At 63.3% G+C, this 12640-nt stretch carries 12 protein-coding genes and 2 riboswitches; of the genes, 3 read left to right on the forward strand and 9 right to left on the reverse strand.

Annotated features, from left to right (window positions below):
• Nucleotides 1–36 precede the first annotated feature (36 nt).
• The 9 genes from F3J24_RS05195 to F3J24_RS05235 all read right to left on the reverse strand — a co-directional run bounded on the left by F3J24_RS05195 (nucleotide 37) and on the right by F3J24_RS05235 (nucleotide 8968).
• On the reverse strand, nucleotides 37–252 hold the full coding sequence (locus tag F3J24_RS05195; RefSeq protein ID WP_003053517.1) for a molybdopterin-binding protein: 216 nt from the start codon (nucleotides 250–252) through the stop codon (nucleotides 37–39).
• 465 nt (nucleotides 253–717) lie between these two features.
• Nucleotides 718–1650, reverse strand: a complete 933-nt coding sequence (locus tag F3J24_RS05200; protein ID WP_167003236.1) for a CysB family HTH-type transcriptional regulator — start codon at nucleotides 1648–1650, stop codon at nucleotides 718–720.
• Nucleotides 1651–1719: 69 nt separating this feature from the next.
• The gene (locus F3J24_RS05205; protein WP_167003238.1) at nucleotides 1720–2706 is read right to left on the reverse strand and encodes an ATP-binding cassette domain-containing protein; all 987 of its coding nucleotides are present in this window, start codon (nucleotides 2704–2706) and stop codon (nucleotides 1720–1722) included.
• A 134-nt stretch (nucleotides 2707–2840) separates the two neighbouring features.
• Nucleotides 2841–3686 (reverse strand): aliphatic sulfonate ABC transporter permease SsuC, encoded by an 846-nt coding sequence (ssuC, locus tag F3J24_RS05210; RefSeq protein ID WP_167003240.1) that lies wholly within the window; start codon nucleotides 3684–3686, stop codon nucleotides 2841–2843.
• Nucleotides 3687–3696: 10 nt separating this feature from the next.
• Nucleotides 3697–4905, reverse strand: coding sequence for an FMNH2-dependent alkanesulfonate monooxygenase (gene ssuD, locus F3J24_RS05215; RefSeq protein WP_167003242.1), 1209 nt, complete (start codon nucleotides 4903–4905; stop codon nucleotides 3697–3699).
• Nucleotides 4906–4928: 23 nt separating this feature from the next.
• The gene (locus tag F3J24_RS05220; RefSeq protein WP_167003244.1) at nucleotides 4929–6011 is read right to left on the reverse strand and encodes an aliphatic sulfonate ABC transporter substrate-binding protein; all 1083 of its coding nucleotides are present in this window, start codon (nucleotides 6009–6011) and stop codon (nucleotides 4929–4931) included.
• Between the two features lie 17 nt (nucleotides 6012–6028).
• Nucleotides 6029–7051, reverse strand: a complete 1023-nt coding sequence (locus tag F3J24_RS05225; protein WP_167003246.1) for a sulfonate ABC transporter substrate-binding protein — start codon at nucleotides 7049–7051, stop codon at nucleotides 6029–6031.
• A 220-nt stretch (nucleotides 7052–7271) separates the two neighbouring features.
• Nucleotides 7272–7868 (reverse strand): NADPH-dependent FMN reductase, encoded by a 597-nt coding sequence (gene ssuE / locus F3J24_RS05230; protein ID WP_167003248.1) that lies wholly within the window; start codon nucleotides 7866–7868, stop codon nucleotides 7272–7274.
• 68 nt (nucleotides 7869–7936) lie between these two features.
• Nucleotides 7937–8968 (reverse strand): sulfate ABC transporter substrate-binding protein, encoded by a 1032-nt coding sequence (locus F3J24_RS05235; protein WP_003053504.1) that lies wholly within the window; start codon nucleotides 8966–8968, stop codon nucleotides 7937–7939.
• A 143-nt stretch (nucleotides 8969–9111) separates the two neighbouring features.
• On the opposite strand from F3J24_RS05235, the gene F3J24_RS05240 reads away from it, so the two are divergent.
• From F3J24_RS05240 to mnmC, 3 genes are all read left to right on the forward strand, one after another.
• Nucleotides 9112–9387 (forward strand): oxidative damage protection protein, encoded by a 276-nt coding sequence (locus tag F3J24_RS05240; protein WP_003053502.1) that lies wholly within the window; start codon nucleotides 9112–9114, stop codon nucleotides 9385–9387.
• A 200-nt stretch (nucleotides 9388–9587) separates the two neighbouring features.
• Nucleotides 9588–9680: riboswitch (glycine riboswitch) on the forward strand.
• Nucleotides 9681–9693: 13 nt separating this feature from the next.
• A riboswitch (glycine riboswitch) is annotated at nucleotides 9694–9813 on the forward strand.
• Between the two features lie 52 nt (nucleotides 9814–9865).
• Nucleotides 9866–10531 (forward strand): trimeric intracellular cation channel family protein, encoded by a 666-nt coding sequence (locus tag F3J24_RS05245; RefSeq protein ID WP_003053501.1) that lies wholly within the window; start codon nucleotides 9866–9868, stop codon nucleotides 10529–10531.
• A gap of 159 nt (nucleotides 10532–10690) precedes the next feature.
• Nucleotides 10691–12637 (forward strand): FAD-dependent 5-carboxymethylaminomethyl-2-thiouridine(34) oxidoreductase MnmC, encoded by a 1947-nt coding sequence (mnmC, locus tag F3J24_RS05250; protein WP_167003509.1) that lies wholly within the window; start codon nucleotides 10691–10693, stop codon nucleotides 12635–12637.
• The last annotated feature ends 3 nt before the right edge of the window (nucleotides 12638–12640 follow it).

The following is a 12640-nucleotide window of genomic DNA, read 5'->3' on the forward strand; positions in this document are numbered from 1 at the left end:
GCTGCGCCGGGGGTTGTGCGGAAAATGGTTTGAGGATTACAGCTTGGCGATGGACACCTCGGTGGACTTGACCAGGGCCACGACCTCGGAGCCCACGGCCAGACCCAGATCGTTGACCGAGCGCGTGGTGATCACGGAAGTGACGATGCCCCAGGGCGTCTCCACATCCACTTCCGAAACCACATCACCGCGGATGATTTCCTTGACCTTGCCCTTGAACTGATTGCGCACGTTGATGGCTTGAATGGACATGCAAAATTCTCCTGAGAACTCGTGAAAGGTTATGAAAACAGTGCTTGCTGCACTGCATGAAAACAATTCTGAAACCTTCTCCACAAAACTCAAAAGAATAAAAACAAAAATTTTTATACCCAAAACATCTTATGCAGATCATCTGCTCGCGAGTCTGCGCAATCGCAGCGGGGCAAGAAGACCTTCACCAGGATTTGACTCCAGCAAAGAGGCAGGGCCTAAAACAGCATCAGGCCCCGCTGGGGCCACTGGTATGGCCCGGTCCCTCCGCAGTCCAGGACCACGCGCATGGCTGAGCAGCGCCAGACACTAGCGACAGACCCGAGGATGTGCAAGCATGTTCAGGCCTTGCCAAGTTCCTCCGGGCTGGGAGCGGCAGGCTTGGGGCTGCTATCGAAGCCAAGCAGCCCGCAGCACTGTGATAGCCAGCGCTCGGGCCTTTGCCGATGAAATTCGCCTCGGACTTCAGCCTTCGGCAGACTGCAGTGCAGCGCGCACCACCTCAGGCTTCAGCGTAGGCACAAAGCTCTCGATAAAAGCATAGGCATAGCCGCGCAGCCAGGCATCGCGGCGCAGGGCCAGCCGTGTGAGATTGACTTCGAACAGGTGGCGCGCATCGATGGCACGCAGATGGCGGTCACGCTCGGCATCGAAAGCGATGGAGGCGATGATGCCCACGCCCATGCCCAGCTCCGCGTAGGTCTTGATCACGTCGGCATCCATGGCGGTCAGCACCACTTCGGGCACCAGTGCAGCGGCAGCAAACGCTTTGTCGATATGAGCACGCCCGGTGTAGCCCTGTTCGTAAGTGATGATGGGGTGGCGCGCCAGATCCTCCAGCGTCAGCGGTCCGCAGACATCAAGCAGCGCATGGCCAGGCGGCACGACCACACTGTGGGACCAGCGATAGCAAGGCAGGGTCACCAGATTCTCGTAACTGCCCAGAGCCTCGGTGGCCACACCGATATCGGCCTCGCCCGAGAGCAGCATCTCGGCCACCTGCCGCGGCGAGCCCTGATGCAGGTGCAGCGAAACTTGAGGATAGAGCCTGCGGAAATCACGCACCACCTGGGGCAAGGCATAGCGTGCCTGAGAGTGCGTGGCGGCAATCGACAGGCCTCCGCGCTCGCTGGCATGGAAGTCCTCGCCCGCGCGGCGCAGATTGTCGGCCTCGAGCAGCATGCGTTCGACAATGGGCAGCAAGGCCGTGCCGGGCGGCGTCAGCCCCGTCAGGCGCTTTCCTGCACGCACGAATATATCGATACCCAACTCCTCCTCGAGCTCACGAATCTGCCGGCTCACACCAGGCTGCGAGGTGTGGAGCATGGCCGCCACTTCGGTCAGATTGAAGCCACGCCTTGCCGTTTCCCGGACCGAACGCAGTTGCTGAAAATTCATATCTTGATGGCAGGCGGCACAGCTTGCGGCTGCGCTCGCCGCCTGTTTCTCTGTGTGTTCGTTGGATGCTCAAATCGCCCAGCGCAGGCCCGTAGCCGGCACGCCAGGCCAGCCCTGCAATCCGGCTTCCTGTTCTGGCTCGGGCTTTTGCAGCACGCGGTCCAGAATGCGTGTCTCCAGGGCGGCAAAGCGGGCATCGCCATGCACGCGCGGACGTGGCAAGTCGATGCGCTCGTCGAGCGCAATGCGCCCGTCCTCGATCAGTACCACACGATCGGCCAGAGCCACGGCCTCTTGTACATCGTGGGTGACCAGCAAGGCCGTGAAGCCATGGCTGCGCCACAGACCTTCGATGAGGCGGTGCATTTCAATGCGCGTGAGCGCATCGAGAGCACCCAGCGGCTCATCGAGCAGCAGCAGCCGCGGCTGGTGCACCAGGGCCCGTGCCAGGGCCACACGCTGGCGCTGACCGCCCGACAGCCTTGCCGGCCATTCGTTTTCACGGTCGGCCAACCCCACCTGCGCCAGCACCTGGCGACCGCGCTCACGTGCCGAATCGGGCAGACCCAGAATCACATTGTCCAGCACCCGCTTCCAGGGAAGCAGACGCGCATCCTGAAACATGATGCGCGTATCCCCGCTCTGCTGGCCCTCGCCCCCATCGATCAGCAACTGCCCGGCGCTGGCCTTCTCCAGCCCTGCGACAAGGCGCAGCAAGGTGGATTTTCCGCAGCCGCTGCGCCCCACGATGGCGATGAACTCACCGGGCCGGACATCGAGTTGCACCTGCTTGAGCACTTCACGCTCGCCATAGCGCTTGGTCAGCTGCAGCGTCTGCAAATGCACACCCTCGGCCACTTTCTGCTGCGCATCCGGCGGCTGGCTGCTGCCCTGCTGCTCTTCTTCCTCATCCTTGGTCCGCTGCCACAGCTTTCCACTCGCCTGCAAGGCCTCGGCCTCGTCCCAGGAGGCCTCCCAGGCCACCAGCGGCTGACGAGCATTCAGCGCACCTGCACCTACCAGCGACTGCGTCAAACGACTCCACAAACTACTCATCGCAAGCTCCTCTCATTCTTTCCACCAACCTCAATAGACACCCTCAAGGTGAGAGACATCGAGCAAGGGCCTAGGCGGCCCCGCCGCCCCACAGCGAGGATGCCATCCCCCTCCGGGGGAAGCCGCGCAGCGGCTCAGGGGGCTCCATAGCTAGGATGCCAGCGCAGCCACCAGCGCTCCAGCGAACGGGCAAACACATCGGCCAGCTTGCCCAGAATCGCGTAGAGCAGAATGCCCACCAGCACCACATCGGTCTGCAAGAATTCGCGTGCATTCATGGTCAGGTAGCCGATGCCGGCCTGCGCCGAAATCGTCTCGGCCACGATCAGAATCACCCACATCAGTCCCAGCGAAAAGCGCAGGCCCACGAGGATGGAGGACAGAGCCCCCGGCAACACGATGTCGCGGTACAGCTGCCAGCGCGTGAGGCCGTAGCTGCGCCCCATCTCGATCAGACCCGGGTCCACATTGCGGATGCCGTGGAAGGTGTTGAGGTAGATGGGGAAGAACACCGAAATGCTGATCAGGAACAGCTTGGCCGACTCGTCGATGCCGAACCACAGAATGACCAGCGGAATCAGCGCCAGCGCAGGGATGTTGCGCACCATCTGGATCGTGGAATCAAGCAGCGTCTCGGCCCAGCGCAGCGAACCCGTGAGCAGGCCCAGCAGCAGGCCCAGGCTGCCGCCTATGGCCAGCCCTGCCAGCGCGCGCCCGGCACTGACCTTGACATGCGTCCAGAGCTCTCCGGACTCGGTCAGCGTCCAGGCCGCACGCAGCACATCCAACGGTGCGGGCAGCACCCGCGTGGACAGCCAGCCCCATGCCGATGCAGCCTGCCAGACCGCGATCAGCGCGACCGGCAGCAGCCAGGGCAACAGCCGCAAGGCAAACTGCCGTGCCAGCAGTTCCAGACGCGGCACCGGCGGGCGTGCAGGCTGGACAGCAGCCTGCAACGTCAGCGTTTGAACATCACTCATGCTCTCTCCTTCAGCTTTGTGATACCCGGATCGGCTCGCGCTCCGCAGCGGCGGCTGCCGAAGCTGCGGCTCGCGGCGAGTACAGATTGGCCACGGTCTCGCCAAACGGACCACCGGGGTTGCCGCCACCGAGCTTTTCCTGCACGTTGACGGGCAGCAGCGGGAAGACCAGCTCGGCGAAGCGATAGGCTTCCTCGAGATGCGGGTAACCCGAGAGCACAAAAGTGTCTATGCCCAGATCGGCATATTCCTTGATGCGGTCGGCCACGGTCTGGGCGCTGCCCACCAGGGCCGTTCCTGCGCCGCCACGCACCAGGCCCACACCGGCCCAGAGATTGGGGCTGATTTCCAGATCCTTGCGGCTGCGCTTGGTGCCGCCTGCGTGCAGCTGGGCCATGCGGCGCTGGCCTTCGGAGTCCATGCGCGCAAACGCAGCCTGGGCCTGGATCACGGTCTCGTCCTGCAGACGGCTGATCAGCCGCTCGGCATCGGCCCAGGCTTCTTCATCAGTCTCGCGCACGATCACATGCAGACGAATGCCGAACTTGACCTGGCGGCCATGGCGCTCGGCCTTCTCGCGCACATCGGCAATCTTTTTGGCTACTTCGGCTGGCGGCTCGCCCCAGGTCAGATAGGCGTCGACCTGTTCCGCCGCCAGCTCATGGGCGGCGGGCGAAGAGCCACCGAAATAAACAGGCGGATAAGGCTTTTGCAGCGGCGGGAACAGCAGCTTGGCGCCCTTGACCTGCAGATGCCGGCCTTCAAAATCCAGCGACTGGCCCTCATGGCTGCGCGCCAGAATCTCGCGCCAGATCTCGATGAACTCGGCCGATTGCTCGTAGCGAGTCGCATGGTCGAGAAACACGCCATCGCCCTCCAGTTCGGCCTGATCGCCGCCTGTGACCAGATTGATCAGCAGACGTCCGCCCGAGAGGCGGTCAAAGCTGGCCGCCATGCGCGCAGCCAGGCTGGGCTGATGCAGTCCGGGACGCACGGCCACCAGGAACTTGAGGCGCTTGGTGACGGGCAGCAGGCTGGACGCCACTACCCAGGGGTCTTCGCAGGAGCGGCCCGTGGGAATCAGCACGCCTTCGTAACCCAGGCTGTCGGCCGCCACGGCCACCTGCTTGACATAGTCATGGCTCAGCTGGCGTGCGCCTTCGCTGCTGCCCAGGTAGCGGGCATCACCATGGGTGGGAATGAACCAGAACACTTGCATGACGAAATCTCCTTGAACCTGATTTAGAACCTGGATGCCACGGTGGGCGTGATGGATGAAGCGGCTGGGCTTGTCTGGCCATGGCTGGCGTATTCCGCCGCTGTGGGCTGCCAGACGATGTCAGCCACCTTCACCTGGCGCGGAATCACGCCCAGACGAAAAAAGGCGTCGGCCACGCGCTGCTGCTCGACCACCATGGCGGGATTGAGCAGCGTGGTCGGCGAGCTGGGCCTGCGGCCGATGAAGCGGCTGACCACATTCGCGTCCAGACCGCTGAAGGCGGCCAGCAGCTGCACGGCCTCCTTGCGCGAGGCCTGCACCAGTTGGTCAGCACGCGTAAGCTCGTCGAAAAGGGCCTTGATGAGCTGTGGATGGTGCTCGACCAGGCCACGCGAGGCCAGATAGAAGGAGTTGTTGCCCGTCAGCCCCTCGCCGCTGCTGAGCGCGCGTGTTCGGATGCTCAGCTCGGTGGCGGCATAGAACGGGTCCCAGATGGCCCAGGCATCGACACTGCCGCGCTCGAAAGCCGCGCGCGCATCGGCCGGAGCGAGATACACGGGCTGGATGTCGGCCCAGGCAATGCCCGCCTTGTCCAGCGCACGCACCAGCAGATAGTGGGCGCTCGAGCCTTTTTGCAGAGCCACACGCCGGCCTTTGAGGTCGGACGGTGACTTCAGCGGCGAATCGGCCAGCACCAGAATGGCCGAGCTTTCGGGCTTGGGTGGCTCGGCCCCGACATAGCGCAGGTCCTTGCCTGCAGCCTGGGCAAACACGGGCGGCGAATCGCCGGTCAGACCGAAGTCCAGGCTGCCGGCCGACAGCGCCTCCAGCAACTGCGGCCCGGCCGGGAACTCCAGCCAGCTGATCCTGGTGCCCGGAAAGCGCTTTTCCAGCACGCCATGCTGCTTGAGCACGACCAGATTGACGGCCGATTTCTGATAGCCGATGCGCAGCTGTGCCGGAGCAGCCACGGCCGACGCAGGCTGGGCCAGCGCATCGTCGGCGTAATAGGCAGCCAGGGTCCAACTGAAAGCCGTGGTGCCCAGCAGCTGCAGCGCCTGACGGCGGCCGCGCCGGAAACGGGGTGGAGTGGATGCAGAACTCATGGCGGTTGCGGCCTGTCTCAGCGGCTGGCCTGCAGGTCCACGGGAGCTGCATGCAGCAGATTGAGCTTCTTGGGGATCAGCTTGAGATCGAAGAAGGTGTCGGCAATCTTTTGCTGCTCGCCCAGGATTTCGGCATTCACGGCCTTGGTGCCGAATTCGGTACGGTTCAGATACAGCTCGGTCACAGCGGTGTCCAGGCCCAGAATCTGAGATAGCTCCCCGGCGGCGGCACTCTTGTTTTTGCTGGCCCAGGCATCGATGGCGGCAATTTCCTCGATAGCGATGCGCAGCACATCTGCGTTGCGGCTTGCATAGTCGCGCGAGGTGAAGTAGTAGGCACGGTTGTTGACCACGCCCCTGGCATCGGCCAGCAGGCGCGCATCCAGGGTCTTCTGCGCCGAGGCCAGGAACGGATCCCAGATCACCCAGGCATCGACCGAGCCTTTCTCAAAGGCGGCCCGCGCATCGGGAGGTGCCAGAAAGACCGACTGCACATCGCCGTACTTGAGGCCATGCTTTTCCAGCAGCTTGACCAGGAAGTAATGGACGTTGGAGCCCTTGTTGTAGGCAATGCGCTTGCCCTTGAGATCGGCCACGCTGCGGATCGGCGAGCCCTTGGGCACGATCACGGCTTCCAGGCCGGGACGTGCCACGGTGGCACCGGCATAGACCAGGGGTGCACCAGCGGCCTGGGCAAAGATGGGTGGGGCCTCGCCCACATCGCCAAAGTCGATGGAGCCTACATTGAGCGCTTCCAGCTGCACGGGACCAGCGTTGAACTCGACCCAGCGCACGGCCACGCCCAGCGGGCTCAAGCGTTTTTCCAGCGTGCCGCGATTCTTGAGAATCGACAGCCAGCCTTTTTGATGGCCCACGCGCAGCACGCGCTGGCCGCCTGTCGTGCCATTGCCCTGCTGCGCATGCAGATGGCCCGAAGCCAGGGCCAGGGCAGAAACAGCCGTGCCCGCCAGCCACTGGCGGCGCGAGGCACTCGGCAATTGCGACGAAATAGCCGAAGAAGTGTTGTTGCTATCGGTCATGAGAAATCAATCCTTGGAGTTCCCAGTCCACACACTTCAGGCATTTCTTGGGCCTGATTTCAGGCGCAGCTCGGCCTTCGCAGTGCGGGGACTGCTATCAAAAACAGAGACATGGAGAAATGGGCACCGCCCCATCAAGGGACAGCAAGCAAGGGCTGCCCCGCCGCGAGGCTGTCGTCCCCCTCGGGGGAAGCCGCGAAGCGGCTCAGGGGGCGCTAATTCAAACGCTACATCGCACGTCGGCAAACGCGATGCTTTCAAAGTCGTTGGCAGCAGCCCATTGGGCACTGCGGCGCAGATCGGTGGCCAGCAGCTGGGCGGCATCCTCGACGCGTTCGGCAATCTCGGGAGCCAGGCCGTAACCGCCTTCGGGCAGCAGCGGCACGCCCTGGTCGGTGGCATAGATACCCGGCAAGATGTGACGCGCACCCAGCGACTGCAGCACCGGGCGCAGTGCGTAGTCCAGCGCCAGCATATGGTGGGGGCTGCCCCCCGTGGCCAGGGGCAGGACCAGCTTGCCCTTGAGCGCCGTCTGCGGCAGCACATCGAGAAAGACCTTGAGCAGACCGCTATAGGCGGCCTTGTAGACGGGGGTGGCCACCACCACCGCATCGGCTCGGGCCACGCGCTCGGTCACAGCGCGAATCTCGGCATGATCGAAGCGGGCATGCAGCAGGGCTGCGGGGTCCAGCTGGTTGAGCTGCAGCACGGGTTCGGTGCTCAGGCCCTGGTCCTGGAGACGCGCAGCCACGGCATTGAGCAGGGCACTGGAGCGCGAAGGCTGCGAGGGACTACCGGCAATCAGCAAAATCGACATGGCTTGGCTCTATCTTTTTGTTATTGCAAAGACAGGAGCACTGATCGCGCCCCCGTCTCGCGTTTCACTTATTTCTTGGTGTAGATCTGGTCGAAGCTGCCGCCGTCGGCAAAGTGGGCCTTGTCTGCCGCTGCCCAGCCGCCAAAAGCCTTGTCGATGGTGAACAGCTCCAGCTTGGGGAACTGGCTCGCGAACTCGGCAGCCACCTTGGCATCGGTCGGACGGTAGAAGTTCTTGCCAGCGATGCGCTGTGCCTCCTCGGAGTACAGATACTTCAGATAGGCCTCGGCCACGGTGCGCGTACCCTTTTTATCGACCACCTTGTCGACCACGGCCACCGAAGGCTCAGCCAGGATGGAAAGCGAAGGCGCGACGATCTGGAACTTCTCGGGACCGAACTCCTTGAGCGCCAGATAGGCCTCGTTCTCCCAGGCCAGCAGCACATCGCCCAGACCGCGCTGCACAAAGGTCACGGTGGAGCCGCGCGCGCCGGTGTCCAGCACGGGCACGTTCTTGTAGAGCTTGGTGATGAAGTCCTTGGCCTGTGCGTCGCCGCCGTATTTGCGCTTGGCAAATTCCCAGGCCGCCAGATAGTTCCAGCGTGCACCACCCGAGGTCTTGGGGTTGGGCGTGATCACCTGGATGCCGGGCTTGACCAGATCGTCCCAGTCCTTGATTCCCTTGGGATTGCCCTTTTTGACCAGGAACACGATGGTGGAGCTATAGGGAGCACTGTTGTGCGGCAGGCGCTTTTGCCAATCGGCCTTGACATTGCCGTTCTTGACCAGGGCGTCGATATCGCCGGCCAGGGCCAGCGTGGCCACATCGGCTTCGATGCCGTCGATGATGGAGCGTGCCTGCTTGCCCGAGCCGCCATGTGACTGCTTGATGGTCACATCCTGGTTCTGCGTGGCCTTCCAGTGCTTGGCGAATGCCTGGTTGTAGTTCACATAGAGCTCGCGTGTCGGGTCGTAGGAGACGTTGAGCAGTTGCACGCCAGTTTGCGCAAAAGCGGGCAATGTGGGCAGAGCCGAGAGGGTCAAGCCAGCAATCAGACCGGCAGCCAGAGGAAACTTGATAAAGTTGCGACGATTTTTCATTGGACTGTGTTCTTCGAGTGAATGGATAACGGGCTTCTGCCCCGTTGCTGCGCATTCTTGAGCTGCATTCTTAAAACTCAAACTACTAAGATTTCAGTTTGTTATTACCCAAACATCTGAGATCAACCAAGAGGACCCTACACATGGCACGTACCGTTCACTGCATCAAGCTTGGTCAAGACGCTGAAGGCCTGGATTTCCCTCCTGCCCCCGGCGAACTGGGCAAGCGCATCTATGAAAGCGTGAGCAAGCAGGCCTGGGCCGACTGGCTCAAGCACCAGACCATGCTGATCAATGAAAACCGCCTGAACTTGGCCGATGCCCGTGCTCGCCAGTACCTGGCCCGTCAGATGGAAAACCATTTCTTTGGCGGCGGCGCAGATGCCGCAGCAGGCTACGTGCCTCCCAGCGCCGAGTAATTCCGGCAGACCTGGACACCAAGCCCCCTGGCCAAGGCCTCGGGGCTTTTTTCTTGCGGGCTGCCGAACAACCGACCGGTGAGACCAAGGGCGCGCCCAGGCAGCCCAGGGGTGCCCGAGGCCGGCAGTCGCAACACTGCTCAAACCCAATTGATACAGGTACTAACCCGAATACGGTCTCTGGAACTGGCTAGAATCGCGCCCATCCCGCGGGAGAGCGGAACCTGTCAACGGTTCCCGCCGAAGGCGCAAACTCCCATAATCGCTCAGGCAATAAGTACCGCGGGTGGGTCTGACAGGACCCGGATATCGCCAACTGGAGAGCAGCCCGCAACCACAAGTCTGCAGGGCTCACCGAAGGGGCAAGCATGTACGCCGCGAAGGTGCCCATGTGCAACTCTCAGGTAAAAGGACAGCGGGAGAGGCAAGCCGGACACTCCCGCTGATGCGAGTGGCTGGTCTATTTTCAAGTGCCTTCATGCTTCCCTCCATCTCTTTGCTGGACTCGTTCCAGGCCTCCAACTTCACCGTCATGCTGGTCATCTATCTGGTGGCCATTACCGCCGAAGCCATGTCCGGCGCCCTCGCTGCAGGCCGGCGCAATATGGACATCTTTGGCGTCGTGGTCATCGCCTTCGTCACCGCACTGGGCGGCGGCACCATCCGCGACATGGTGCTGGGCCACTATCCCATAGGCTGGACCCAGCATCCCGAATATGTGTATCTGGTCATCAGCTTCGGTCTGCTGACCACGGTGATAGCGCGCCATATGCACCGCCTCAAGCAGGTGTTTCTGCTGCTGGATGCCATGGGCCTGATCGCCTTTTCACTGATCGGCTGCAATACGGCACTGGAACTGGGCTACCCGACCATCGTCATCATCATGGCCGGCATGATTACCGGCATCAGCGGCGGCATTTTGCGTGACGTGCTCTGCAACCAGGTCCCCGTGGTGTTCCGCCGCGAGCTGTATGCCAGCGTGTCGCTGTCCGTATGCCTGATGTTCCTGGGCCTGCGCTATCTGGAGGTAAGCTCCAATATCAGCACCCTTGTCTGTTTTGCAGGCGGCCTGGCCTTCCGTCTGGCAGCCATTCGTTTCAAATGGCGCCTGCCCGTTTTCTCCTACCAGCAGCGCTGGGAATAAGATCAGGCTTCCGGGGCGCTCTGGAGCGGCCCCAGCTGCCTTCGACGGCGGGACTGCCCGGGCGGCTGATTGCAGCCCTTTTTTCCTTCCAGCTGCGCCAGTTTTCCACGCCATATCCGTTGGCGCTTTTCTCCTGCCATGTCTGAACCCATCACATGGATGCCGGATGGCACCCCCTACAACACCCGATTTGGCGACCGCTATCACAGCGAGCTGGGCGGCCTTGACCAGGCCCGCCAGGTCTTTCTCGGCGGCTGCGGTCTGCCTGCGGCCTGGGCTGATGCGGCCCAGTGGCGCATTCTGGAAACCGGCTTCGGCCTGGGCCTGAACTTTCTCGTCACCTGGGCGGCGTGGAAAGCCGACCCGCGACGCCCGCGCATGCTGCATTTTGTCTCGGTGGAAGCCCACCCGGTCTCGCGCGAGGATCTGCTCAAGTCCTTGCCCGCCGACGAGACACTGCGTCCGCTTGGCGAGCAACTGGCCGCGCAATGGTGGGGGCTGCTGCCCGGCGTGCACCGGCTCTCGTTCGACGATGGCCAATTGCTGCTAACGCTCTATATAGGCGACGCCAAGACCATGTTGCGCAAGCAGCAGCTGACGGCAGACAGCGTGTACCTGGATGGCTTTTCTCCCCAGCTCAACCCCGAGATGTGGGACGAAGACGCCATGAAGAACATTGCCCGCCATTGCCACCGGGGCACCCAGCTGGCCACCTGGTGCGTAGCTGGCCATGTGCGCCAAGCGCTTAAGGCGCAGGGTTTTGAAGTCAAGAAGCGCACCGGCGTGCCGCCCAAGCGCCATAACCTGCATGCGACCTACAACCCGGCCTGGGAACCGCGCCATCGCAGCGACGGCCTGCCTGCGCCGGTGAGCCAGGCCAGTCGCTGTCTGGTGCTGGGTGCGGGTCTGGCCGGTGCTGCCGCCGCTGCCAGCCTGGCCAGGCGCGGCTGGGAAGTGACCGTGCTGGATGCGGCGGCCGCGCCGGCTGCAGGGGCCTCGGGCCTGCCTGCCGGCCTGTTCTGCCCGCATATTTCGCCCGACGACAGCGTACTGTCGCGCCTGTCCAGAAGCGGCGTGCGCGCAACGCTACAGAATCTGCAGCAACTGAGCCAGGCAAACAAACTGCAACCGTCCCGGGACTGGGCTCATGACGGGGTTCTCGAACACGACCTGAACGAGCCCTCCCATCTGCCCAAGTCATGGCTGCAGCCTGGAAGCGATACCTACCCCTGGGGTCTGCACTGGAGCGCACCCGTGCAACCAGCCCAGCTGTCTGCGGCCCATCTGCCCGCAGACAGTCAGGCCGTCTGGCATGAGCAGGCGGGCTGGGTCCGTCCTGCGCAACTGGTGCAGGCGCTGCTGCAATCCCCCGGCATTCATTGGCAAGGTCATGCCCCGGCCTCAAGGCTGCTTCGCGATCCGCTGCGCCAACTCTGGCAAGTGCAGGATGCCCAGGGCCAGACCCTTGCCGAAGCCCCGATGCTGGTGCTGGCCCTGGGCCCTGACACCAAGCCCTTGCTGCGAGCCAGCGGCCTGGCTTCAGGCGAATGGGAGCTGCAAGCCATACGCGGCCAGGTCAGCGTGGCCGAGCACGATGCCAGGACGCTGGCCGCCATGCCGCCCTTCCCCGTCAACGGCCACGGCAATCTGGTGCCGGACTTTCCCTCGGCCAGCCATGCCGGAGCGCACCAATGGGTCATGGGATCGACCTTCGAGCGCGATGTGACGGCACTGCCTCCCACTGCTGCCGATCAACAGGCCGCCCACGCCAGCAATGGCGAAAAGCTGGCTGCCCTGCTGCCCGGGTGCAGACAGGCACTGCACGCATTCTTTGAGGCGGCGCAGCCGCCCGCCACCTGGGCGCGTGTTCGCTGTGCGGCCTATGACCGCCTGCCGCTGGCCGGCCCTGCGGGACAGACGGCGGATGAGCTGCCAGGCCTGTGGGTGCTGACGGGGCTGGGCTCGCGCGGGCTGACGCTGTCGCTGCTGTGCGGCGAGCTGCTGGCGGCACGCCTGCATGGCGAGCCGCTGCCGCTGGATGCAAAGCTGGCGCAGGCCCTGGGCACGCAGCGCCTGTGGAGCCGTGCCCTGCAGCAACCCAGGTAAGAA

Source organism: Comamonas sp. Tr-654 (assembly GCF_011752915.1).
GTDB lineage: Bacteria > Pseudomonadota > Gammaproteobacteria > Burkholderiales > Burkholderiaceae_C > Comamonas.

Coding starts and splice junctions, on each gene's coding strand:
- F3J24_RS05195 (WP_003053517.1), bottom strand. CDS start 252: ATGTCCATTCAAGCCATCAACGTGCGCAATCAGTTCAAGGGCAAGGTC.
- F3J24_RS05200 (WP_167003236.1), bottom strand. CDS start 1,650: ATGAATTTTCAGCAACTGCGTTCGGTCCGGGAAACGGCAAGGCGTGGC.
- F3J24_RS05205 (WP_167003238.1), bottom strand. CDS start 2,706: ATGAGTAGTTTGTGGAGTCGTTTGACGCAGTCGCTGGTAGGTGCAGGT.
- ssuC (WP_167003240.1), bottom strand. CDS start 3,686: ATGAGTGATGTTCAAACGCTGACGTTGCAGGCTGCTGTCCAGCCTGCA.
- ssuD (WP_167003242.1), bottom strand. CDS start 4,905: ATGCAAGTGTTCTGGTTCATTCCCACCCATGGTGATGCCCGCTACCTG.
- F3J24_RS05220 (WP_167003244.1), bottom strand. CDS start 6,011: ATGAGTTCTGCATCCACTCCACCCCGTTTCCGGCGCGGCCGCCGTCAG.
- F3J24_RS05225 (WP_167003246.1), bottom strand. CDS start 7,051: ATGACCGATAGCAACAACACTTCTTCGGCTATTTCGTCGCAATTGCCG.
- ssuE (WP_167003248.1), bottom strand. CDS start 7,868: ATGTCGATTTTGCTGATTGCCGGTAGTCCCTCGCAGCCTTCGCGCTCC.
- F3J24_RS05235 (WP_003053504.1), bottom strand. CDS start 8,968: ATGAAAAATCGTCGCAACTTTATCAAGTTTCCTCTGGCTGCCGGTCTG.
- F3J24_RS05240 (WP_003053502.1), top strand. CDS start 9,112: ATGGCACGTACCGTTCACTGCATCAAGCTTGGTCAAGACGCTGAAGGC.
- F3J24_RS05245 (WP_003053501.1), top strand. CDS start 9,866: ATGCTTCCCTCCATCTCTTTGCTGGACTCGTTCCAGGCCTCCAACTTC.
- mnmC (WP_167003509.1), top strand. CDS start 10,691: ATGCCGGATGGCACCCCCTACAACACCCGATTTGGCGACCGCTATCAC.